This is a genomic window from Pseudoalteromonas ardens (assembly GCF_030125445.1).
GTDB lineage: Bacteria > Pseudomonadota > Gammaproteobacteria > Enterobacterales > Alteromonadaceae > Pseudoalteromonas > Pseudoalteromonas ardens.
Window position 1 is genome coordinate 216,430 of sequence record NZ_JASJUV010000001.1, and the last position, 23,525, is coordinate 239,954.

The 23,525-nt window shown below is 47.0% G+C and carries 18 protein-coding genes; 14 read left to right on the forward strand and 4 right to left on the reverse strand.

Going from position 1 to position 23,525, the window contains the following annotated elements:
* Positions 1-65 precede the first annotated feature (65 nt).
* A complete protein-coding gene (locus QNM19_RS00795; RefSeq protein ID WP_049864312.1) occupies positions 66-1,169 on the forward strand; it encodes a DUF4124 domain-containing protein in 1,104 nt (367 codons plus the stop codon).
* Positions 1,170-1,417: 248 nt separating this feature from the next.
* Here QNM19_RS00795 and QNM19_RS00800 read toward each other — a convergent pair whose 3' ends face one another.
* Positions 1,418-1,846: a hypothetical protein gene (locus QNM19_RS00800; RefSeq protein WP_010380912.1), complete on the reverse strand. Its 429-nt coding sequence runs from the start codon at positions 1,844-1,846 to the stop codon at positions 1,418-1,420.
* A 374-nt stretch (positions 1,847-2,220) separates the two neighbouring features.
* Between QNM19_RS00800 and QNM19_RS00805 the strand changes: the two genes are divergently transcribed.
* The 7 genes from QNM19_RS00805 to QNM19_RS00835 all read left to right on the forward strand — a co-directional run bounded on the left by QNM19_RS00805 (position 2,221) and on the right by QNM19_RS00835 (position 10,455).
* Positions 2,221-2,505, forward strand: a complete 285-nt coding sequence (locus QNM19_RS00805) for a GIY-YIG nuclease family protein (RefSeq protein WP_049864313.1) — start codon at positions 2,221-2,223, stop codon at positions 2,503-2,505.
* A gap of 820 nt (positions 2,506-3,325) precedes the next feature.
* The gene (locus QNM19_RS00810; protein ID WP_049864314.1) at positions 3,326-3,967 is read left to right on the forward strand and encodes a TetR/AcrR family transcriptional regulator; all 642 of its coding nucleotides are present in this window, start codon (positions 3,326-3,328) and stop codon (positions 3,965-3,967) included.
* Positions 3,957-5,273, forward strand: a complete 1,317-nt coding sequence (locus QNM19_RS00815) for an efflux RND transporter periplasmic adaptor subunit (protein WP_049864315.1) — start codon at positions 3,957-3,959, stop codon at positions 5,271-5,273. The genes QNM19_RS00810 and QNM19_RS00815 overlap by 11 nt, the downstream gene beginning before the upstream one ends.
* Positions 5,270-8,386: an efflux RND transporter permease subunit gene (locus tag QNM19_RS00820; RefSeq protein WP_284026178.1), complete on the forward strand. Its 3,117-nt coding sequence runs from the start codon at positions 5,270-5,272 to the stop codon at positions 8,384-8,386. Before QNM19_RS00815 ends, QNM19_RS00820 begins: the two co-directional genes overlap by 4 nt.
* A 318-nt stretch (positions 8,387-8,704) precedes the next feature.
* Complete coding sequence (locus QNM19_RS00825; RefSeq protein ID WP_049864316.1) at positions 8,705-9,094, forward strand: VOC family protein; 390 nt, start codon at positions 8,705-8,707, stop codon at positions 9,092-9,094.
* An 85-nt stretch (positions 9,095-9,179) separates the two neighbouring features.
* Complete coding sequence (ltaE, locus tag QNM19_RS00830) at positions 9,180-10,187, forward strand: low-specificity L-threonine aldolase (protein ID WP_284026179.1); 1,008 nt, start codon at positions 9,180-9,182, stop codon at positions 10,185-10,187.
* A gap of 94 nt (positions 10,188-10,281) precedes the next feature.
* Entirely contained in the window at positions 10,282-10,455 is a 174-nt protein-coding gene (locus tag QNM19_RS00835) for a hypothetical protein (protein WP_156202259.1), read from the forward strand.
* 78 nt (positions 10,456-10,533) lie between these two features.
* Here the strand turns inward: QNM19_RS00835 and QNM19_RS00840 are convergent, their stop codons facing one another.
* Positions 10,534-12,156 carry an esterase-like activity of phytase family protein gene (locus QNM19_RS00840; protein ID WP_284026180.1) on the reverse strand — a complete coding sequence of 541 codons (1,623 nt, stop codon included), beginning with the start codon at positions 12,154-12,156 and terminating at the stop codon, positions 10,534-10,536.
* A 241-nt stretch (positions 12,157-12,397) separates the two neighbouring features.
* On the opposite strand from QNM19_RS00840, the gene QNM19_RS00845 reads away from it, so the two are divergent.
* Both QNM19_RS00845 and QNM19_RS00850 read left to right on the forward strand, forming a co-directional pair.
* Positions 12,398-13,090, forward strand: a complete 693-nt coding sequence (locus QNM19_RS00845; protein ID WP_049864317.1) for an aspartate/glutamate racemase family protein — start codon at positions 12,398-12,400, stop codon at positions 13,088-13,090.
* Between the two features lie 96 nt (positions 13,091-13,186).
* Positions 13,187-14,095, forward strand: coding sequence for a phytanoyl-CoA dioxygenase family protein (locus QNM19_RS00850; RefSeq protein WP_049864318.1), 909 nt, complete (start codon positions 13,187-13,189; stop codon positions 14,093-14,095).
* A 60-nt stretch (positions 14,096-14,155) separates the two neighbouring features.
* Here QNM19_RS00850 and QNM19_RS00855 read toward each other — a convergent pair whose 3' ends face one another.
* On the reverse strand, positions 14,156-14,314 hold the full coding sequence (locus tag QNM19_RS00855) for a hypothetical protein (RefSeq protein WP_156202260.1): 159 nt from the start codon (positions 14,312-14,314) through the stop codon (positions 14,156-14,158).
* 100 nt (positions 14,315-14,414) lie between these two features.
* Between QNM19_RS00855 and QNM19_RS00860 the strand changes: the two genes are divergently transcribed.
* Entirely contained in the window at positions 14,415-16,106 is a 1,692-nt protein-coding gene (locus tag QNM19_RS00860) for a phospholipase C/P1 nuclease family protein (RefSeq protein WP_049864319.1), read from the forward strand.
* Positions 16,107-16,222: 116 nt separating this feature from the next.
* Here the strand turns inward: QNM19_RS00860 and QNM19_RS00865 are convergent, their stop codons facing one another.
* On the reverse strand, positions 16,223-17,182 hold the full coding sequence (locus tag QNM19_RS00865; RefSeq protein WP_284026181.1) for a PI-PLC domain-containing protein: 960 nt from the start codon (positions 17,180-17,182) through the stop codon (positions 16,223-16,225).
* An 847-nt stretch (positions 17,183-18,029) separates the two neighbouring features.
* Between QNM19_RS00865 and lanKC the strand changes: the two genes are divergently transcribed.
* Genes lanKC through QNM19_RS00880 form a run of 3 tightly spaced genes read left to right on the forward strand, consistent with a single transcriptional unit; the run spans position 18,030 to position 23,469 of the window.
* The gene (lanKC, locus tag QNM19_RS00870) at positions 18,030-20,753 is read left to right on the forward strand and encodes a class III lanthionine synthetase LanKC (RefSeq protein WP_284026182.1); all 2,724 of its coding nucleotides are present in this window, start codon (positions 18,030-18,032) and stop codon (positions 20,751-20,753) included.
* Positions 20,750-21,640 carry a hypothetical protein gene (locus QNM19_RS00875; RefSeq protein WP_049866227.1) on the forward strand — a complete coding sequence of 297 codons (891 nt, stop codon included), beginning with the start codon at positions 20,750-20,752 and terminating at the stop codon, positions 21,638-21,640. The genes lanKC and QNM19_RS00875 overlap by 4 nt, the downstream gene beginning before the upstream one ends.
* The gene (locus QNM19_RS00880; protein WP_284026183.1) at positions 21,637-23,469 is read left to right on the forward strand and encodes a S9 family peptidase; all 1,833 of its coding nucleotides are present in this window, start codon (positions 21,637-21,639) and stop codon (positions 23,467-23,469) included. Before QNM19_RS00875 ends, QNM19_RS00880 begins: the two co-directional genes overlap by 4 nt.
* Positions 23,470-23,525: the final 56 nt, after the last annotated feature.

The following is a 23,525-nucleotide window of genomic DNA, read 5'->3' on the forward strand; positions in this document are numbered from 1 at the left end:
GGCCGTCATGACTGCTATGATATCAACCCTCTATCTAGATACTTCAGTCGCCAAGGAGACGGACAATGAGAGACTGGACATCGAACCTGATACTTACCGCGCTTGTGTTACTGGCTCTTTATCTGAATCGGGAAACGATTGCTGACCGATTGGGGCTCGAAGGATACATTGTAGCGGATGCCACTGAGCAGGAGCAACGCGACACGGCCAGGTTACAAAGCGCAGGCTCCACCTCCGAGCAGGCCGTTAACCTTGAAGTTGAACACAGCACCCATGGTGCGCCAACACAGTATCGTTGCAATAGCGCGTCGCTGGGGACAGTGAAAACACAAAGTGCAGACGGCATTTATACCTGGCAGGATGACAGGGGTATTACGCACTTTAGTGACAGGCCTGCGCAACAAGGGGCAAGTGAATACCAGTTTAAATCGAACCATGCACTGGATTATTTTGACCTGGAATTGGATTATGGTGTCCTGGGGCTGGCGTTTCGGAACCGCCTGGAAGCCAGGCTGAATGCTGTCTTTCGCACTTACACTGGGATCATTGGCCTGGGAGCAATGCGCAAGGTGAAGCTGCGTATTGTGATTGCCAATAATCGCCGCGCCTATAAAAAAATGTTGGATGTTCTGGGCTCCAGTGCGGCAGGGAATCAGGGAATATACAAAACCGCCCATAACATTGCTGTGGTTGAATTTCGTAGTGAAGCACAAGCCATGCGCACAGCCATTCATGAAGCGGTTCATGCTATTAATCAGGCTGTGCTTGGCAACACACCGCGCTGGTTTAACGAAGGCACCGCTGAATATTTTGAATATATCGAAACTTCTATGAATCTTAGCCAGTTAAAACCCAATGGAGCCTGGGTGCGCAATGATTATTTGGCGGGCGAGCTGCTTCATCCGAATAGCCTGTTTGAAGCTGCTGGTTCATGGCGAGGTAAAGCGCAGAGCAGAATGTACAGAAGCAGCTGGGCGTTTGTTTATTATCTTATGAGTTCACAGCGCGGTCGCTCACAGCTCAAACATTATATGCATCTTGAGCAGGAAAACCCTTGCGATCTGGTTAGTTTTACTCAGATCCAGTTTATCTTTGAAACCCGCAAACGCCAGTTTGATAACAGCTATGCTCAGGTAATACAGCAAAAGTTAACTGCACATCGCTTTTAATACCGTAGCTTTAAAGAGTGTGTGGTGAGGGAATTTTGTGCTATTGAATATTTATTGTTTCAAAAACACTTCATCACGTATCGTGATGTTGAGAGTCAGGGGCAGGTTAGAGAGATACTCTGGAGTCCATGGTAAGGGCCAGATTAATGATGTGAACAAGCACACCAGTTGTTATTTAAGCAAGACAACGGCGTTTAGAACTGTGTTAGCGCTTGAAGCTTGTAACCTTGTCACACTCAGGCTGCAGGTCAGAGCAATTCACTTCTAATTATCCGGGCGATGGAGGTCAGGTCGGTCTGGCGCTGCATGGCTTCACTTTTGCTGATCCCTTTAATGGCCTCGTAATCATCCAGAAAAAAGGCACTATCGTATTTACTGGAACGACTGCATTTGACATAAACCAGCACATAGCAATATTGAAATATTTGGTCTAATGAGCGAAAAAAGTCGATATCACTGGCGCTGATGTTTGGCTTTACCGTTTCGTTAAGGCGATTGAGATAAACATGCTTGATATATACTGAGCGACCATTGCGAGAGTACTTGGCAATATCATGAACACCCTGATTAAACACGGTTTTAATTGTTACATCGCTCAGTGGGACTAAGTTTGAAGTAAACATATCCGTGCCAGATTTATGAGCAGACGTAGCCCACGACTTAAACTGTTCAAACATGCCTTGGCTCCTTCAAGTATTATTATTCAATAAGTTATCTCTACAAGCTGCAGTTTCCTTTGGCCTTACCTTCATTCAGGTAAGTGCATGCACCTGTTGTTATCATGTTAAATAATAGCGCAGTTAAATATTAATGTGTTCATTATTTTTAACTTAATTAACGGTAAAATTACTACCCATTTGGGCTGGGTAGCGAAGTGCGTCATTCAGGTTATCAAATTGTTTATTTTCTCTTGGCGGATTTCTGGTCAGTAGAGCAGCGTTATCAAAGAGTGCGTTTGTGGTCTTAACTTGGCATTTGGGCGCTCAATAAAAGCGGCAGTGTTTTTTACTATGCTAGAGTTTTACAGACAGACGAAGGAAAGGAATTCTTTATGCAAGCTGTTGTATATATTATGGCTTCAGCGCCTTATGGCACTTTATACGTTGGTGTAACTGCACATTTGAAACAACGAGTTTGGCAGCACAAGAATAGGGTTGATCAAGGGTGTTTCACGGCCAGGTATAAGATCTTCAATTTGGTGTATTTTGAAACTTGCGAGAGCATGTCCTCTGCAATTAGACGTGAAAAGTTGCTCAAACGTTGGCGCAGGAGCTGGAAAGTAGACCTGATAGAAAGAACCAACCGGGACTGGCGAGATTTGTACGCGTCTATCTAGTTGTAATGAGAGGTATGCTTTTTGGTTTTTCATTTTTGTATGAAGCCGATGGGGCTCTATCTGCTTTATCCCGCTCAGTTTTAGCTGTGTGTTTATAACTCGGGCTCGTTCTAATTTATTAATCTAGACCTTTTATCCGTCATCCCGTGCTCGACACGGGATCTACTCAACTACGGTATCGGTGTTTCGTTTTATACGGTTTGTTTGTAGCTCTGCAGCTTAGGCAGCTGAATCGTGTTTGAGTAGTTCCCGGCTCGGAGGCCGGGATGACGGCGGGGCGAGTGGTTTCGATGAAATAGGTTACCCTCGAGGTGCATGAAAGACCATTTTTGGAGTATTTAGTTTGTACTCAAACCTCTCATTTCTGTGGCTGGCTATGCATGCTCCTTCGTAATCTGCGATTCCTATCATTTTCTCCGTCATCCCGTGTTCGACACGGGATCTACTCACCTACGGTATCGGTGTTTCGTTTTATACGGTTTGTCTTTAGCGCTACAGCTTAGGCAGCTGAATTGTGTTTGAGTAGTTCCCGGCTCGGAGGCCGGGATGACAGCGGGGCGGTTGGTTTTGCTGAAACATAAAACGAACGAATTACGAGGGTCAGCCTTGTTTGATTGTAAAAACCACAGTGTTGAAGAGGCCGGAGTAAAAAACGCGTATCTCACTTCGTTTGCTATTCATCAAAGCAGTGTGATTTGGAGAATTGTTTCTGTGGTCAAAAATTATCAGTGCCCTAGAATTGGTTTATTCATCAGGTGTTGAATTAATCGCCTCCTTCATGTTCGTTTTCAGGATATGAGCAGGCGCAGACAGGAGCAATATGAAAACCCGAGGTCGTCCCGATAAAAACGATGAAGATGGCAGAGCACGTCTGGTGCTGGCTGCCAGGCGCTGTTTTACCACAGCACCTTATTCGCAGGTAACCACGCGTATGCTGGCACAAGAGGCAGGTGTGGATGCGGCGCTGATCCGCTATTACTTCGAAAATAAAGAAGGCCTGTACAAGGCGATGTTTATGGAGGTCACCGGCGAGGTGATTGCCGGTATTGAGCAGGCCATTGACCAGGACAGAGCATTCGATGTGGAAGATGTCTTTCACATCTTTTATGACGTGATTAAACAGTCTCCTTCATTTCCGATTTTGATGTTCAAAGAAATCGTGCTGGAGCAGGGAATTTGCCGCGAGTATCTGATAGACACATTGCAAAACAGTCGCAAGCCGTTTTTCTTTAGCATGCTGGCTCAGTTTAAGCAGCAGGGACTGATAAAAGAAGAGCTTGACGACAGGCTGCTCATTTTAAACCTCATGGGTCTGTTGATTTTCCCCTGGTATATGCGTGAAGGCATGGCCAAAGCCATGGGCATAGAGTTTAACGATGAACAGCTGGCAAAAATGGCAACCCATAACGCCAATATGTTCAAGTATGGCTGTTTTAAAGAGCGAGAAAAACATGAAGATTAACTGGCAACAAAGGCGCTGGTTGCTGATATTACCAGCTCTGGGAATTTTGATTCTAATCGCCCTGGCATCGAGCAAAAAATCACCTCAAAAACATAACAATGGCACAGACGCTTTATTGGTCGAGACCGCAGAGGTTAAAAGTACTCTGATTGAACCTTATGTGACGGGGTTTGGGCGCGTGCGTCCTAAAGAGCGTTGGCAGGCGCTGTCGGAGGTCAGTGGCCGGGTTATTTATCGACATCCTAAGCTTGAGAAGGGCAAGGCGCTAAAAGCCGGCACTGTATTGCTCAAAATTGACCCGATAGACTATGAGCTTAAATTGGCACAGGCCCGCTCCGACTTAAACTCAGCCAGGGCCGAATTGTCCCGTACTCAGCTCAATGACGAAAAGCTCGTTTTATCATTGCGCCTGGAGGAGCAGCGCCTGAGCGTGTTACAAAAAGAGCTCAAGCGTAAACAAGGTCTGCTTAAGTCAGGGTCAGTGTCTGTTTCTACGGTTGATGCCGAGCAGGCGAATGTCTGGGCTCAGGAACAAAAAGTGCTGGATGTTCGCAATGCTGTTGATCAGCATCCAGACAACATGGCGGTAGCAGAGGCCAAAGTGAAGCTGGCACAGGCCAGATTGAGTGAGGCTGAGCGTAAACTCGCAAAAACCACCATTATCTTACCCTTTGATGCACGCATCGCCGAAGAAACAGTGGAGATGCAGCAGGTGGTGGCCGAGCGCGAGAGCCTGGTGACAGCGCATCGTACCGATCTGATGGAGATCCCCGTTCAGGTTGCACTGAGTGACATGCGTCATTTTGGTCAATATCTGTCTCCTCAGTTAATTGAGGGAGAATTCCCGGATGTACAAACCTGGGACCTGAACGCTGAGGCCAGCTTATATATTGGTAGCAAGCAGTTTAACTGGCAGGGCAAGCTCACCAGCGTCGGTGAAAGTATCGACCCGCAGGGAAATACGGTCACTCTGATTGTTGATGTGGCGTTTGACTACAAAGCGTTTGAGCCGGGTAAACGGCCGCCTTTGATCAGCGACATGTATGTACAAGTAAAAGTAAAAGGTGCTGAACGACCTTTACTATCTGTGCCATCTGATGCGCTGCACGGTAGCAGGCTCTATCTGCTGGAAAACGACAAACTAGTGATCCGCCAAGTTGAAGTGGCATTTGAATCCAATGGTCGCACCGTGATCAGAAGCGGTGTCAGTGAAGGTGATGTGGTGGTGCTGAGTGATGTGATCCCTGCAGTGCCTGGCCGTGCGCTGCGTACCCAAGCTCAGTCGGCTCAGGAGACGGCGTTATGATTGCTTATTTTGCCCGTCATCCGACCGCGGCCAATCTGCTGATGCTGGCCATCATTGTGCTTGGGCTGAGTGCACTCCCTCAACTAAAGCGAGAAACCTTTCCCGAAATAGCGCCCAGCCAGATTCAGGTCAGCGTGCCGTACCCGGGTGCTAACCCGGAAGAGTCCGAGCTCGCGTTGTGTGTGCCGCTGGAAGAGGCCATGGATGGACTTAGCGATATAGAACAGATCAGCTGTGAAGCGCGCGAAAGCATGGCCAAAATGGTTGTCGAGATGCAAGAAGGCGGTGATATCACCCGGCTGATGTCGGATGTAAAAACCGAGGTCGATGCCATAGATACCTTTCCGGACAAGGCTGAGAGCCCGGTTATCAAAGAGCTTGGCCGGACTGAGTCGCTCATTACCTTAGCCATCAGTGCAGACCTGCCGGCAGCGGAGCTAAAAGATTACGCTGAGTCGGTAAAACGTAAACTACAGCGATTGCCCGATATTTCTTTGGTTGAGATCCATGGCTTTTCAGACCGTCAGCTGAGAGTTGAACTGTCTTTGTCGCTGCTGCGCCAGTATGGGTTGTCGATAAACGATGTGGTTAATCATATTGAAAGACAAAACATTAAACTGCCCGCTGGTAATTTAGAGACCAAAGGCAAAACGCTGCAAATTCGCTTTGATCAGCAAGGCGTGACCGCCAAAGAGCTCGGCGAGTTGGTGATCGCCAGTACTCAGTCAGGCGGTCAGCTTAAGCTTAAAGATCTCGGGCAAGTCATAGAGCGCTTTGAACTGGACGAGGCGAAAGTTGAGTTCAATGGCAAACCCGCAGCATTGCTTAAAATCAAGAAAACCAAAGCGCAGGATGCTCTCGATTTGGTGGAGCAGGTTTACCAGTTTGTTGAGCGGGAACGGCAGCAAATTCCGGCCGGGATCGAGATGGCACTGACCTCAGATCAGGCCAAAATCGTTTCTGACCGTTTGGCTATGCTCAGCACCAACTCATGGCAGGGCTTTTTGCTGGTGTTCGCCGTAATGTGGCTGTTCTTTACCTGGCGTTATTCATTCTGGGTGTCGATGGGGCTGCCAATCTCTTTTCTTGGTGCATTTTGGCTGATGACAGTGCTCGGTGTCAGCATCAATATGATCTCTATGGTTGGTATGTTGATGGCCATCGGGATACTGATGGACGATGCGATTGTAATTGCTGAGAGTATTGCCAGTCATGTTGAACGAGGGGAAGACATTGATGAGGGTGTTATTAAAGGTGTTAAGCAGGTCGCGCCGGGTGTTTTGTCTTCCTTTTTAACTACGGCTTCGGTGTTCGTCGGCCTGGCATTTATTGCGGGTGATATTGGCCAGATCATGAAAGTGTTCCCACAGATGTTACTGGCTGTATTGGTTGTGAGCCTGGTTGAGGCTTTCCTTATTCTACCTAATCATCTGTTACATTCTCTGCACAACAAGCAGGACGAAACGGCCTCTGGCTTCAAAATGCGCTTTAACCAAAGGTTTGAACGTTTTCGCACTGAGGTGCTGGTCGAGTGGGTTGAGCGTGCCGTCACTTATCGCTATGCCGCAGTCGGTGCGGTGCTGGCAGTGTTCTTCCTGAGTATTTCTTTGATGGCTGGTGGTTTTTTGAAGTTTAAAGCATTTCCAGAGTTGGAGGGCGATATTCTTGAAATGCGACTGCTGATGCCCCAGGGTACTCCATTGTATGAAACTGAACAACTGGTGGCCCGTGCAGTGAATGAACTGAACGATTTAAACCAGGAGTATACACCTGCGCAGCCACAACAGCAGGCACTGGTACAAAACGTCATTGTTGAGTACAACAGCAACCAGGATGCCGGTGAAGAGGGAACACATGTTGCCACCGTGCGAGCTGATTTGCTTACGGCCGAAACCCGAAATACCAGCCTGCTTGAGTTGCAGGACCGCTGGCGCGATGCGGTTGGTGAGATCCCCGGCGCGTTGGCACTGGCATTTAAGCAGCCAGCTGTGGGCCCAGCCGGGCGCGCGATAGAAATCCGATTATATGGTGACGATCTTGCTATGTTATCGAGCGCGTCGTTCGCTATTCAGCAGGCTCTGGCCGAATATGACGGTGTGCAAAACCTGATGGATGACCTGCGTCCGGGTAAAGAGGAATGGCTGGTACGCCTGCTGCCTGGCGCAATGTCGCTGGGTGTCGATGGCGCAACCATAGCCAATCAGCTAAGAACTGCTTTTTTTGGTCAAAAAGCAGATGAGTTTCAGCGCGGTGATGAAACCATAGAACTGGACGTAAGACTCAGAAAAGAAGATAAATCATCCTGGTGGCAATTACAGAATTACCCCATCACCCTCGCTGATGGCAGACAACTGCCATTATCAGCGGTCGCGGAGCTTATTCCGGCGCGAGGCTATGCCCGCATTAATCGGGTAGATGGTCAGCGGTCAGTCACCATTATTGGTGATGTGGATGCTGCGATTGCCAATACCGGAGAGATCATTGCGGCAGTCGACAAAGCTGTGGTTGCCCCTTTGCTGATTGAGTACCCTTCGCTATCTGTGAGTTATGAAGGCGAAGTGAAAGAGGGTGGCAGCACGGGGTCGTCAATTGGTAAAAAGTTTCTGATGGGGCTGGTGGGGGTTTTTATTATTCTGAGTTTTCAGTTCAGAAGTTACATGGAGCCTGTGATGGTTATGCTGGCGATCCCACTGGCGTTGATCGGGGCACTTTGGGGACATGTACTGCTGGGATATGACTTTACCATTCCAAGTATGATGGGGTTTGTCTCGCTGGCCGGGATTGTAGTAAATGATTCTATCTTGTTAGTGACTTATATCAAGGAGCACCAAAAACGAGGACTGGATGCGCACCAGGCTGCGGTGCAGGCGGCGCGGGAGCGTTTTCGGGCGGTGTTTATTACCACAGCGACGACCGTTGCGGGTATGTTGCCACTGCTGCTTGAAACCAGCTTACAGGCACAGATCTTACAGCCTCTGGTGGTGAGTTTGTTGTTTGGTATTGCTGCGTCGTCTTTTCTGGTGTTGTTTATCTTGCCGTGTCTGTATGTGATCCTCGAAGACAGAGGTTTGGCGGCACAACATCATCTGAATGAGTTGCAAGCTAAGGCTTAGACCAACCAGACGACCCTGAAGCTATGGTTTGGGGGGCATGGCAATTGAACTCCTTTAGATGGCTGATAGACAGAATCTATCAGCCATCTTTTCATTTCATACCTTTAATACAGGTACCTCTCTACCTCCGCCTTTCAGTATTCGATACGGGACCTGTGGCCTGGGTGAAACGAAGCTCATCTTTGCGCATGGCGCTGGTCAGGTCATGCCCTCATTCAAAAGTTTATATTAAGGTATTGACCTAAAGTTATGTTGAGGTTCTACCCTTGGCTTTCTTTCAGCGCGATATCGCGTTGTGACGACCAAAAAGGAGAGAACATGAATTTAAATCAGGTAACGTTGAGCGTCCATAATATGCAGCAGGCCGTCGAGTTTTATCTCAAGCTGGGCTTTACTCAGATTGTTGATACGCCTCACTATGCGCGATTTGTTTGCCCCGAAGGAGAGGCGACTTTCTCACTGTCTCTGTGTGAGGAGGATATTCTTCACAACACTACGATTTATTTTGAGCATGAAGCGCTGGAGGATTGGATTGCGATGATAGAATCGCGCGGTATCCGTTTATTACAAGCGCCAACTGACGAGCCTTACCTGTGGCGAGAGGCCATAGTGGCTGATCCGTCCGGTAACAAAATCAAGTTATACTGGGCCGGTGAAAATCGCCTTAACCCGCCCTGGCGAGTTGAAAAGCGTTATACGGGTGAGTAACACAAGTCGCCGTATCTTGCTTGTGTAAAAGCAAAAAATGTTTTTTACTGGCGGTTGAATATCGCCGTAAACAGGAAGAACAACAATGATAGATTTCAGATCCGATACCGTTACCAAACCGTGTAAATCCATGCTTCAGGCTATGGTTGAGGCAGAAGTAGGCGATGATGTCTACGGAGATGACCCGACAGTGAACCATTTGGAGCAGTTTGCGGCGCAGCGCCATGGGTTTGAGGCGGCGGTGTTTGTCAGCTCAGGCACACAAGCTAATTTACTGGCAATACTGGCGCATTGCGAGCGGGGAGATGAGTACTTATGTGGGCAAAATGCGCATAACTATCGGTATGAAGCTGGTGGCGCGGCAGTGCTGGGCTCGGTTCAGCCGCAGCCTGTGGAGAATGAGCCCGACGGCAGTCTGGATTTGCAAAAGCTGGCCACTTATATCAAGCCCGATGACTTTCACTTTGCCCGCACCCGGTTGTTGAGCCTGGAAAACACCATTGGTGGCAAAGTGTTAAGTCTGGACTATTTAGCTCAGGCACGCGCATTTTGCGATCAGCATAGTTTGCAGCTGCACCTTGATGGTGCCCGGGTATATAACGCGGCAGTCGCACTGGAAGTCGACATTCGGGCTATTGCAGCGCATTTTGATTCTATGACAATTTGCTTATCCAAAGGCTTGGGCGCCCCCATTGGTTCTTTGCTTTTGGGCAGCAAGGCACTGATTAACAAGGCAAGACGGCTGAGAAAAATGCTCGGTGGCGGCATGCGTCAGGCAGGGATACTGGCGGCTGCTGGCCAGTATGCACTGGAGAACAATGTCGAGCGCTTGCGTGAAGATCATGACAATGCGCGCTATCTGGCGCAGCGTCTTAATGAAGTGAACGGATTTGATGCGTCTGCTTACCCGGTTCAAACTAACCTGGTGTATGTGGATGTCGGCAGTGAGGTTGATATTCAGCTGGTGGCTAAGAATTTGCTCGAGCAGGGGATCCAGATCACACCTGGCTATCAGGGGATGAGACTGGTCACTCACCTGGGGGTCAGCCGCTCAGATATCGATACGCTGATTAACGCGCTTAAAGCACAGTAACCATTAACGTATTACATATATTTGTTTCAATTTGTTGACATGATCAGGTTTGCTGTGTTCATAATTGAGTTTTTTCTATATAAGGAACATTGTTATGAAACTGAAATTAAGCAAAAGAAAACTCAAAGGCCTGACTGCAGATACCAAGGCGTTACCAGGAGCTATGACGCATAAGGTTGCCGGCGGCTGGTGGTATACGCAGAATGCGATTCAGTGCTTGCCAGAGCTAACCGACGTGCAAAAGGGGTGTCCGACTTACGATTTCTAACTGTCTGGGTGACTTCGACATTTGGAAAATAAGCAAAGCCAGGTTTTATCCTGGCTTTGCTATAAGGCTAGTTTAAGCCTATTTTGAGAGCGAGAGGCCTTCAAATAAGTACAGGCGATTTCCATCCACTTGTGTCTTACCAGCATCCAGGTATTTTTGCTCAAGCATGCCATTGGTGGACCAGGTGGCAAAGTCGTCATCATTCAGCACACCCAGTCTGGAGTTATCAATTAACCACATACCTTCAAGCTTGTCGTGCGGATAGCTAACCTGCTCAACCAGATCGAGCACCAGAGATTTGCTTACAGGTACGATCCCTGCATCGTTTAAGGCGTCCCAGCCTTGTTCCATGACGACCTCTTCCAGGGTCTTGCCGTTCATCACTAACCCGAGCTGTTCATCCTGCATTATCTGTGGTGAGGAGGCGATTTCTTCCAGGTTAGTGGCATCGCTCAGGTTGATTTTATAAATGCGCTTCATCGCGTCTGGCGTCGTGTTATAAAATGCACCATCGCGTTCAATGACCAGAAACTCTGACGCTGACAGGGCGACGATCCCTGAATTTGAGTTCTGATTCTTTTCCTGTTTATATAAATATTGTCCTACTGCTTTGGTTTCCAGATTAACCGTCACAATACGAACAATATCCAGGTCTTTCACGGCTTTTGACGGGTTATATAAAGTCGATTGCATCACACCGACCAGAGTTTTTTCGTCCGGTGTAATGGCCAGGCCTTCCATCCCCCGGTTTGCACGGCGATTAGCAAACTCAGCAGGCAGATGCAGCGCTACGCGGTCATCGTTTGCGAATGCATTAATACGGGATAGTTCAACACCGTTAGCATCGTAATGGACGATATGTGGGCCATATTCATCACTGATCCAGAAACTGCCATCCTTTAACGCAACCAGACCTTCGCCATCCAGGCCATAGTCATCGAGTTTGAGCGGGTTGCTCTGTGCATCATAAGGTTTTGTGTTATCAACCAAAATGGGAGCGCCGTCTGCATCGTACGGGGTTTCACCCGTACCGCCCAGATCTGAGCTGTTCGGCAGGCCTGTGATTGGCGTGCCATCAGGACGTTTTAGCAGGATCTCTTTTAGTTTAACTATCTGGCCATTATTTTGTAGTTCAAACAAGCCGATACGGGGCGTGTAGTCCGGAGTCGGAAACTTTTTACCTTTGCCGTAGTCGCCTGTGTAGGTGGCATTAGGACCACGATCTGTGAGTGCATAGAATTGCGTATTATTGGTAGGGTGAGCAACCATGTCAGAGCCATAGCCGCCGTTGCGTACTTCAAAAGTGCTGCCTGCAATATCACCATTTTGCAGGTCGCCGCGCATTGCCGTATAGGGCAGTGGCGACCCTTGATTCGTCACAGGAGACGGTTGACATACATAGTTGGTTTGGCTGATCTCAGACTCGTTCAGCGCGCCATTGTTGTCCTTATCGATACCTGATTGCAGCGCAACGCCGCCAAAATAGCAGTGTTCATTGCCCATAGATAAGCTTGCCTGGTTCACCAGGCTGGTCAGCCCATTAGCACCATCCGATCCTTTGCTACCTGTTTGTCCGGCGCTGCCGTTTAGACCATCTGTGCCATTGGTTCCCGCCTGGCCGTCTTTCCCGTCATCGCCATCACAGGCTGTCAGAGCGAATATCACAGATAATGCCAGCAGACTTTTTGTACCACATTTCATTGTTTGATCCTTTCTAATTATTGTGGCCAGAGCACGCAAAGTAAGGGCAGCGGGTTCTGGCTGATTAAGCATGAAAACTGCGAGGACTAATCTAAACGGGTACAATAACGAAATGATGACACCGTCTGTTGGTTGTTGTCGTCTGTCTGAATATGCTGATTAAGGTAATAAAAAAGCTGCAATTTATCCGCTACTTGTGAGAGTCTGAGGTAACAAGTATGAAAACAACAGGACAGACAAAATGAAGACAATCGGCCTGATAGGTGGGATGAGTTGGGAGTCAACAGTTAGCTATTACTCCTTATTGAATGAAGGAGTCAAAGCTCAGCTGGGAGGATTGCACTCTGCGAAAATCGTTTTGGTTAGTGTTGATTTTGCTGAGGTTGAGGCGCAGCAGCACAGAGGCGAATGGCAAGCTGCCGCCGACTTGCTGGCAAGTGCAGCGCAATCTGTTGAAGCGGCGGGCGCGGAGTTTGCGCTGATCTGCACTAACACCATGCATAAAGTGGCAGATGAAGTACAACAGGCCATCAGTATTCCACTTTTGCACATTGCAGATGCGACCGGTCAGGTGCTGGTGCGGGATAAGGTTAAAAAAGTGGGGTTGCTCGGGACACGATTTACGATGCAGGAAGCCTTTTACCGAACCCGCCTGGAGGAAAAGTTTGGTCTTGAAGTGTGCATACCCAACGAGTCTGATCAGCAAAAGGTGCATGACGTGATTTATCAGGAATTATGTCTGGGTAAAATACTGGATAAATCTCGTGAAGATTATTTACGGATCATTGCTTCATTGCAGGAGTCTGGGGCCGAGGCAGTGATTCTGGGGTGCACCGAAATAGCATTACTCATTCGTGACTCAGATACGGACATACCGGTTTATGATACGACTCGTATCCACGTACAATCTGCTCTGGAAGCGTCGTTAGAGTAGCTATGCTAGCTCTGTCACGTAACAACACGTAATTGCTATTTTCTTCATATTGAGCCAATCTAACTTATTGGTTATTAATGAAGAAAGAGTTTGGTTATGGTATCAATAGGAAAGGAAAAGCTGAGCTTTTACGAGCAAAATGGGTTTGTGCGCTTTGAACAGGCATTGTCGCAAGATTTGTTAGCGCGCCTGAGAGACTTATCGGTCAGGTTAGAAGACTCGGCAAAGGCGGATCTGGCAAACGGTGCGCTGCGTAATCAGTATTTTTTGTCTACGGAGTCGGAAGAACCAAAGCTGTTTCGCTACAATGATTTGCTGTTTGACGACCCTGAGCTGGTATTGGCACTGCTGGCCAGCCCGACCATGATGGCCATTTGCGAACAGATGGTAGGGTTGGGGTGCGTACCTATGCAGCTTGATTTGGTTTACAAGTATCCGCATCCACACCCTCATATTGCCTGGCATCATGGTGCGCCACACCCGCGTAACTACCCCTATTTAAATGTTGGTGTGTACCTGGACGACGCCGATCTGGATGACGGCTGCCTAAGGTATGTGCCTGATACTCAGCATGAGGTTTTAGATATTTATGAGCTGTCCAGCCAGTACGGCTGGGATATTCCGGGTGTTGTGCAGCAACCAGCCAAAGCGGGTGATATTTTGGTGCAGGATATGATGATACTGCACAGCTCTGAGCCAAAAAGAAGTGAAGGCCCGCGTCGCACAATTTACATTGAACTGCGGCCAGTTGAGGGTATAGCCGAAAGTGCTATGCAAACAGCGCAATGGGCCGAACTCAGAAAACAATGGATGGCCCATGTGATCAAGGCTGCAGATCCTCAGGACGTGCCAGTAGGCTGGCTGGAGTATTATGGTGAACCAGAGCATGACTTGCCAACTTTGGTCACTATGATTGAAGAGAAGCGCGAATCACCCATCCCCGCTGTCTGGTCGCATCGAAATGTTGAACACCCGGATTACCCCACACCGGCAGATTTACGCTAACACAACGCAATCGAAACTAATCACTGAGTAAGGTGGAAAGGGAACTATGTTTCCCTTTCCTTACTTTGCTGTTGCCTTTTTAGCTAACTCCCAGCTGAACTCCGCTAACTCCGGCAACATGGCGTTTAGCCAGCTCATAAATGTTAAGTATTTGATGCTTAACAAGTCATTGTTTGTCGTATTTTCATACTGATTGAGCTGGGTTTGTTCATTTAACATTCTAAATTACTTAATTTTTATGAATTTTTTATGCTTTTATTAAAGATTTCATATTTCAATTGTGTGACAATGCTGATGCAAAATTAGTTAAGGAGTAATTATGAAGTTAAAACATCTTGCCTGTGTTGTTGCAATGGCAGCAAATACTCAAGTCAGCGCATTTACCCAGTTAGGCGGTAGCGGCGTTATGCCCATTGGTCACGAGTGGCTAACCAGAACCTCCGCCCTTGAGCTGTTGTCACAAGACACTAAGGTAGAAGATGCGAATGATCCTCGTCTGAGCTGGGGTCAGGGCCTCGCGAAATCAACGGAATTGAATATTGCTCAAACGGAAGTTGCTAAAATTCTCGCCAACCGTCGCAATGACAACACCTACTACTCTGAATATGATGCAATTTTTGCGGCCATTGTCGGTGAGCGCTGGGTTGATATCGCCGGTTTTAACGTCACCAATGCCAGCATAGATCCGACCGGCCCAAATTGTTTTAATGCCGTGGCCCAGGAGCCTGCCGATTTACAACAGGATCACTTTATGCGTCGCTATGATGATGTAGGGGGCGAGGGTGGTGTCGACGCGGCTAAGCGTGGACAGGCACGTTTTATTGATCATTTTGTTAATGCTGCAATGGCACAAAGTAAGCAGATCAAGGTATGGGATGGTGGCGGCTATGCCAGTGCTGTCACCGTAGACCATAACTATTTCCTGTTTGGCCGTGCCGTGCATCTGTTCCAGGATTCATTCAGTCCGGAGCACACCGTGCGCCTGCCTGAGGATAACTATGAAACAGTCTGGCAGGTTAAGGCATATTTATGCTCTGAAGGCGCGGAGCAGCACACCCATGCGACTGGTGATGCAATTAGCTATGAAAGTGGTGATGTGATCTGGCATCCGGGCACACGCACAGATGGCAGCTGGGAGGGTTACCGTCCCAGCAATATGAAGCCGGTTGCACTGGTGGCGCTGGAAGCGAGTAAAGATCTGTGGGCTGCGTTTATTCGCACTATGGCAACTCCGGTTGAGCAAAGAGAGAGTTACGCACGAGCACAGGCACAAATGCTGGTAAATGCCTGGCTATCTTTCGATGAAACGGCCATGCGTCAATGGTATGACGATGAAAGCCGCCGTGACCACACCTATGTGTTGGCACCTGGTGAATCTGGCAAAGGCAAGAGTCTGGAGCAATGTATGGCCGAGCTGAATGTTGGCACGGTTAGTCAGCTTGAGCGTGTAGCCCAGTTAGACGAAGAGCGTCGCCAGTGTCTGTACAATGTTGAGGCAGTCGAAGGTTACGAAGACCTTAACGATCCGCTGATGGATATGCCATACAACTGGAAATGGAAGTCGCCATTTTGGAAAACGGCTCCAGATGGTTGGACAGCGCCAGATTTACCAGCGGATGCCGGCCAGGCGATGATCCTGAAAAGCGCTGAAACTGGCCTTGCTGTATCGAGTGAATCAGGGTTAGAAAACAACGCAAGACTCAAAGCCAGCGGTGCACACCCTTTGGCATTTGTGGGTGTGACTGGTAAAGACCAGCAAGTGTATTTTCGCAGTCGATACAATGCTGAACTGTTCCTCAGTTACAGTGCTTCTTTCAGTGGTTACGTAAAACTGTGGGATTCTGCCAAGGATGCTGGGTTCTCGCTGATAGACCAGGGCGGTGTGTGGAATCTTAAGAACACGCGCTGGGATCAGTATGTCTGGCTTGATACCAGCTCACAACAGCTACACCTGAATCGTTATGGCAAAGCGAATAATAACAACGCGAAATGGACGATTGAATACCAATAACGTTTGGGTGTGAGTGCCTGAAGGCCAGGCACTCTGACAGGCGTTGATAACACCAAAGGTAGCTGGGTCGCGAGTCCTTTTGGCTTTCCCGTATTCAGCAACCTGCTTGCCTCATGTTAAGGCTCAGCTTTTTCATTGATTGACATGGCAGCTTGTGCGCAAATATCGTCAATGATGTTATCCGTATAAATGATATTTGGATAGAGCTTAGGGGTTGTATGTTGGGCTATGAGCGATGGCAGCTGTGCATTGGCTTTATTAGCGGCGCTGCGGATTGACTCTGCGTCACCGGAAAGCAGGCAGGCAACAACTTCTTCAGCGCCCTGTGTCAGCGTCCATGACAATAAAAAGTACCCCGACTGGCTTCTGACAGATTCCATTTTGGCAAATTGATCGTTTACCATTTTGGTAAAATCACTGGTATCGGCATATTCGTTGTATACCTTGAAGTTGGCATAAGGATAGAAGCCTTTCCCCAGATAAGTTCCGAGGTCGACGTTATCTGGTTCAACGATCACGATGACTTTGGCTTTGCCATCTCCAATCATGCTATTTAATGTAGACTGACAGAAATTCTCATCCGGGCTGGTGATGTAAAGTGCCTGGAGTTGTGCCAACGCCTCAAATAATCCATTCCACTGAGTTTGCGTAAATGAAGGATAATTTTCATTACCACTGTCGGTGTCCATATCGTGAGACAGATTTAAAATAACCAGCTCAGCATGTTGTTCCGTAAACGCGTTTATCTCGTTAACAATGTTCTCAATCGATTGCCCTCTGGAGCCTTGCATTGAGTCACCATACAGGGGAATTGATATTTTTGAATAATGCCCGGTGTAATAGTCACCACTGCCAATGATAGGGCGAATGTCGAAGTATCTGGCACCAAGTGCCAGTTGTTGACCCACGTTATAAGTTTGCGTCTGGGTATTACATTGATTAGAGCCAACTGTGCCATCCTGGATCAGGCTCATTCCAGAGTCATGTGAACCAGTAATACAAATGTCGACAAGCTTGCGATTGCCAATCAAGGGGAGGCTATTTTGCATCCAGTCGGACGCATTAAAATCGTTCATTGCATTTATTCCTTTATCTTTGCGTATTTATTGTACGCATTTAAAATTAAGGTTGAACCACACCTTAGAGAGGTGGTGCTGTAGAAAATATGCAAGCAAAACCTCACTAATTAACTTTAGCGTGGTAATTTAATTTGGTGGCTATGTTTATGTCTAACCCCTCCTTTGTATTTAGTTTGTTTTCTTGTTCCTAATTTTTGCCTTTGTCTCTGCATGAATACCCGTTCGCAGTGTTAAGCTAAATCTAATCAACTTTAGGAGAAAATCCGGTGTTTTCCATTACACCTTATTACACTTGATTTTACTTGAATGAGAACGTGTTTTTTTAACAAGTTGTGGACTGTTTTTTGTTCGTGGTCATTGGTTGTCAAGGTGTTGATAATAAATTGGTTTTTATCTTCCTTTTGGTTTTGGTGAAAAATTTTTTAAGTTTTCTTTAATGTTTTTTATTTTTTTGACTGGCGAGTGTTAAATGAGAAGCTATATTAATTAACGCTAGGTTATTAACTAGCGCCACTAAACCTAAGTTTAAATAAAGTTAATAAGGAATGTAATCATGAAAAAAGTAATCGAACTTCAGAAAATCAATGCAGATGCAGGTACTTGTCACCCTTCACAAATCAGTGTTTGGTAAGTCCTGGTATTAGATGAAAGCTAACCAAGTCTGAGCGCAGTTTCTATTGCATTACTTTGCTTTGTAAGCTGCGTTTAATATTGGTTGCTTTGCTCTATTATGTACAGCAAGGCTTCTTAAGAAGAAGCTTTGTTGTATGTCTGGTGTGGCTTGGTTTTTTAATTCCATAGCCATGGTTTTTATTTTTATTGATTTTTATATTTAAGGAAGAATATGGGCGATGCAATAGATAAGCGGATATCCGTAAGCGACCTGCCGCACTTTTTATTTAGTCAATCAAAGTTCTTTACTAAGGTGCAGTCTTATGATGTCAATGATAAAAGTTACCTTAATATCGCTAAAGGAATATTAGGTGATAGCTGGGAAATCAGACGAAGAGAGGCCTGGTATATTGCTAAACCTCACTCAGTTGAACTACCCAGACACGGATTTAAGATCCATATTTCATTGATATCCAGCCATACTCCAGAGGCACTCAAGAATATTCTTCCTGTTCTGGCTGAGTTTGGCGTGGCATTTAAATTTTTGGTTGATGCCCATGTCCAGGATTTCTTTAATTCACAAGCTTGTAATAAGGTGTCATCCGGTAAATTTTTAACCGTTTACCCAGCCAGTCAAGCTGAGTTTGAGGCCGTTATAGAGGCGCTTTTCACTGTGACTGGAGCGTACTATGGACCTTATATCTTAAGCGATCGTGCGTATAAAGAGAGCCGCTGTGTGTTCTATCGCTATGGGACGTTTGCTGGTAATAAAGAATGCGATGTGACTGGTGCTTCGAAGCCCGTTGTTATTAATGAGTTGACAGGAGAGACTGATGTTCGTTTACCTTACTTCCATTTGCCCGAAGGTATAACGGATCCATTTCCTTGTCCTGATGATGAATCAGAATCTGAGTTGCTTAATCAACGCTATGAAGTCGTCGATGCGTTAGCGAGTCACTCCAGCAAAGGTGGGGTATATCTTGCCAGGGACAAAAAGTTTGGTTTGACAGTCGTTATAAAAGAGGCGCGCCCTCATATCAACCGCAGCCTGTTAAATGAGCACGACGCAATTTCCGGCTTGATCCACGAGGCCCATATTTTGCGACGACTTGAATACACTGGTGTGACGCCTAAAGTCGTCGAGGTGTTCAAAGAGTGGCAGCATCAGTTTTTAGTGCTGGAACATATCCCCTTTGAAACCCTCAATTATAGAGATTGGGAAAATCACAACATTTTGATAAATGATCAAGGCGAGCAGGCGCTCCAGCTCTGCCAGCGCTATTTCTTACTATTAGCTAATATTATCAAAGCGGTTGAGCTGGTTCACCAGACAGGCGTTATCATTGGTGATATTGCACCGCAAAATATCCTGATACACCCCGAGACGTTAGAGGTTAAGTTGATTGACCTGGAGGGGGCATATGATCAACTTAACGAACAATTTTACGCCAGGATAACCAGTCGTGGTTTTTCCGAATACGATAAAAACAAACGCAGAAAGCCCACCGTGGATGAGGACTGGCAAGCTGTGAGTGCATTGTGTATTCATTTGTTGCATCCGGTGTGTCCACTTTTTGCCTTAAACCCGGCGATCAAGAACACATATTTAAGCGCATTGGTAAAAAGCCATGGTTTGCCTGAGTGCATGTCAGAGGTTGCTATGCTGCTACAGGCTGCGCAAGTTGACAAAGTGAAACAAGTGATAGCCACTACGTTGGGGCAATTAACGGTGCCAGTCGCTCAGACAGGCTTATTTGAACGAAAAAGTCTGAATCTGGATGAGGGCGAGTGTAAGCAATTATTGAAAAAGATGGACGATGGCCTGGCCCATTTTATAGATAACCCAGTTGGAGAAAGCACTTTTCCTGTCGACTATCGTGCCTTGAACACCCACCCCTATAGCGTATCTTATGGCCAGTTTGGGATTTTTTACTATCTCAGAAAGTACACGAATATCGTAGCCGAACCTTTAATGCAAAAAGCCATTGATGAGCTCATGGCACTGAATAGGGCAAACATGCCTCCGGGCTTATACTCAGGTCTGTCTGGCATTGCCTGGGTGATGTATGAGTGCGGGTATCAGTCAGATGCAACCTGTTTAATGAAGCAGGTGCTGAAAAACGACCTGCGTCATGATGCCTGTGATTTGTTTTACGGTGCGGCGGGTTGGGGATTAGCGTGCTTACAATTTTACAGCAAAACTCAACAGCCCGAGTTTTTGCAGGGGGCAAAAGAAGCTGCAGAGATAATCACCAATCAGCTTAACGAGCATCAGGGCACCTTGTATTACAAAAACCTGGACGGTCAGCCATATTCCGGTCTGCTCCATGGTAATGCCGGTATAGCGCTGTTCTTTTTACGTTTGTACCAGGTTACGCACAATCAGGAAGACTTACGCCTCGCTACACGTTGTCTGCAGTTTGAAATTGACAGAGGTGAGCGAATTAATAACGAACTGGTCTGGCGCAAAAACTACAATGAAAAAACCACTTATCCATACTTGCAGTTTGGCTCGGTCGGTGTGGGTTGTGTGTTGTTACGTTTTTACCGTGTTACTCGGGAGGCAAAATACCTCGCGTTTGCACAAGAGATTGCACAGGCAACCCAAGGCAAGTTTTGTATCTATCCAGGCGCTTTTGTTGGCATGAGCGGCATAGGTACATTCTTTCTGGATTTATATCGGGTAACCAAAGATGCGCAGTATCTCAGGGAGGCGAACTCAATTGCTTACAGAGTGAGTTTGTATCAGTGTGCAGTAGGAGAAGGGGTTGCATTCCCGGGTGATAAACTGGCCGGACTCACCACAGATTATGCAACCGGAACGGTTGGCGTCGGCTTTTTCTTGTCTCGTTTGCTCAATGATGGACAAGGAAGAGAGCTATTTCTTGACCCCGACTTTTCAAGTCTGGAGACCTGCGAACAGGCAGCAACAGCACAACTGGACTCGATGGAATGATGCTTAATAATTTTATTAATGTCAGTCAACAGGGCGGCGCGTCTGAGTTTGAACATATGGTGGGTGCATTGGATAGTGCATTTGATTTTACGCATACTGAAGCGTCTCAGGACTTTACCGGAGGGGCTTTTGTCCAACTGTATGACTTGACAAAGGGCTTTTATCAAACGCATTTTCAGCATATTTATCAGCACTATGTCCCATTGTACTTTTCTCTTTGGAAACTGAGAGTCAAAGATACGATAGGGTTGGACAATACGCATCAGGATGGGGGTATTCATTACTTCGCGAGTAATGGGTATCAATCGAGAATGATCACGCTCTGGACTGCACTGCACAAAGATCCTATGCCGAGTTTATCAGCAAGTGATTTGGGTGTGTTTGTGGTTGATAGTGAAAACCCGAGCCACTTTACACTCTATGAGCAACTGGCGCAGACTAACACGCATTATTATCGCAGTGCTCCCGGTCTGTTGCGGGATATCAGGCAGATTGGCAATTCATCGGTTTGTTATGATGAACACACACTTGAGCGGCAAGTGTACGATTATGTGAATGGGACAACAATACAGTTTAATAGTCACCTGTTGCATGGGACGAACAGCATTGCTGAGCAGGCACATCTAAGTCGCAAAGAATATGACTGTTTTAGAGCAGCTTTAACCAGCGTCTGGATCCATCGGGATGATTTCAATTATGCGATATTGAATATGCATCTTGAGGACTATGCGCAATTGTACCTTGCCGGAATTGAGCCACAGGACTGGGCTCAAATTAAGTGTCAACAGGCGCACTTATGCAACAAGGAGATTGGACGTATAGAGACCATTACTCAGTTGGCTCGCCATCATCTTAGTAACCCGGCTCTCCCGGAGGCTGGCTTATGATCCCGCTGAGCGTTGATATCTCCGATGCAGCTCATTTTCATGAAAACACCACTTTAACTGGCTTATCTTGCTCACATGATGGTCGTTACTTTTTGCTCAGTTCAGATCAATCTGGCTGTGCGAATGTATATCGGGTCGCCACTGAAGCCAACAGAATTGAGCAACTAACCCATTTCGCGACTCAACCGACGTTTGCCATTAGTTATTTTCCAAAGGACAGCCGATTTTTATACCGCCAGGATCAGTGTGGAGATGAACTTGATCATATTTGGGTTCATGAACCAGACGGGCAGCGTCGGGACCTAACGCCCGGTGACGGTCTCAAAGCCAGCTTTTTACAGTGGAGTGACAGCGGTGAGCAATTTTGGCTGTTGCATAACCAGCGAGACGCCAGTGTTTATGATGTCTACTGCTATTGTGCAGCTGATTATACAAACCAGTGTGTCTTTACCAATTGTGATGAGGTTAACGTCTGTGACATCAGCCGCGATGGGGGGTGGCTGGCGTGTGAACAAGAATTGAGCAGCAGAGCAAATCAGTTAGTGTTTTATCGCTTAGACATGTCGAAAGGTAAGCGTTGTGAATACCAGCCCCGTTATTGGGTAGGTAAAAGCGATATGCAGGCGCGGCACATGATAATGAGCTTTGCCCCGGATAGCCAAAGTGTGTTCTATACAAGCGATCTAGATTGTGAACATAAGAATGTGTGGGTGCTAGATTTGGTGACGGGAAAAACCGCCGAAGTGATACGGCTTGGCTGGGATGTGACCGCATTTTATTTTTCGCCCTCGGGACGTTATCAAATCTGTGAAGTGAACCGGGATGCTAAAACCTGTCTCCAGGTTACAGATACCAATACACAGAAGCCCTATCTCTTATCCCGTGAGGAAGACGCGGCAACTGGGTTGTGTTTTTCGCCCGATGAAAGCCGGGTTGGTTATTACACCGAGAGCTGTGTTTGTCCTGCCAGTTTGCACATTCACCACATTGATGGGAGCAATGTTCGGCTAATTCAGGCGCAAAACCCTAAGCTGCCTCAGCAACGCCTTGTGCGGGCTGAAGTCGTTCATTATCGCAGTTTTGATGGGCTATCTATTCCAGCGCTGTTATATCGTCCCAGTGAGGCAAGTGCTGATAACCCTGCTGCGGCCATGCTCTGGATACACGGAGGACCAGGGGATCAGTCACAGCAAAAATTCGATCCAGTGATTCAACATTTGGTGAGTAATGGTTATGCGGTGTTGGCTGTGAATCATAGGGGGTCAACGGGCTACGGGAAAACCTTTTTCCATATGGCGGACAGGCAACACGGTGATGTTGATTTAGAAGATTGCCTTTACGCCAAACACTATCTTAGTGGTCTGGGCTGGGTGGATGGTCAGCGCATTGGCATTATGGGCTGCAGTTATGGCGGTTTTCTGGCTCTGGCAGCATTAACATTTAAGCCGGATATATTTGCACTGGCGATTAATATCTTTGGTGTGACAAATTGGTTGCGTACCTTAAATAGTATACCTCCCTGGATGGGGGGAGTTCGCAAGCGAATTTATGATGTTATGGGAGATCCTGCCCAGGATCATCAGCGCCTTAAGCAGGTGTCACCTTTGTTTCATGCTTCGCAAATTTGCCGTCCTCTGTTGGTAGTACAGGGAAAAAATGATCAAAGAGTATTACAGATTGAGAGTGATGAAATTGTGCAGGCTGTTAAGCGCAATGGTGTGCCAGTGGAGTACTTGTTGTTTGATGATGAAGGGCACGGGTTTAATCACAGAGCAAACCTCATTGCAGCATCCAATCACTATCTTAATTTTCTTAATCAGTATTTGTAGCGACGAATTTGCAGTCGTCGAGACGTGTATATATTCAACTTAACTCAACCCAATTT